The sequence below is a fragment of the Paenibacillus sp. FSL R7-269 genome (genome assembly GCF_000517865.1).
Lineage (GTDB): Bacteria > Bacillota > Bacilli > Paenibacillales > Paenibacillaceae > Paenibacillus_AQ.
Genome location: NZ_ASPS01000059.1, coordinates 1 through 581 on the forward strand (window position 1 = coordinate 1; position 581 = coordinate 581).

The 581-nt window shown below is 51.1% G+C and carries 1 protein-coding gene and 1 pseudogene; both read left to right on the forward strand.

Features of this window, described 5'->3' with window-relative positions:
- Window positions 1-107 precede the first annotated feature (107 nt).
- A pseudogene (locus tag C162_RS37665) lies at window positions 108-245 on the forward strand (RCC1-like domain-containing protein); the annotation flags it as partial.
- Between the two features lie 33 nt (window positions 246-278).
- Window positions 279-581, forward strand: a 303-nt coding sequence (locus C162_RS37070) for a glycoside hydrolase family 78 protein (RefSeq protein WP_235218521.1), incomplete at its 3' end; no start/stop codon positions are given.

A 581-nucleotide genomic window follows, 5' to 3' on the forward strand; every position in this document is an offset into this window, starting at 1 on the left:
AAATTCAAGGCATTGCGGGAGGTTCAAGCAACTATGCGATTGCAGAAGACGGAAGTGTATGGAACTGGACGAATGGAGCACCGGTCCAGATAGCAGGATTAAGTGAAATTCAAGCAGTAGCGGTAGGGGAAAACCATGTTGTAGCATCTCGAGCAGATGGAAATGTGTATGCATGGGGAAAAGCGAGTGGGAACGGCCAAGGGCAACTGGGAGATGGGACTACCACGGACCGAACGACCCCAGCGCTAGTACAGGTCAATACAGCGCCACAAGTAAACTTGACGTATCCACTGGGCAGTCAAAGTGCTCCGTCTGAGAGTAACGTGAGTAATCCGGCATTCCAGTGGACGCAAAAAGATGCAGCGCGAACAAACTTTGCAGCATACCAGGTACAGGTTCTGGATGCCAATGGAGTAGTAGTGGTGGATTCGGGTGAAGTGAAGCAACCGACAACAGGGGACACTAACACTTGGACGGTAAGTACACCACTGCCAGCAGGACAGGTGTTCCAAGTGAAGGTAAGGGTGAATGATGAACACCTATGGTCGGAGTGGTCCAGTGGGGGTTGGGTCAAAGTAAAG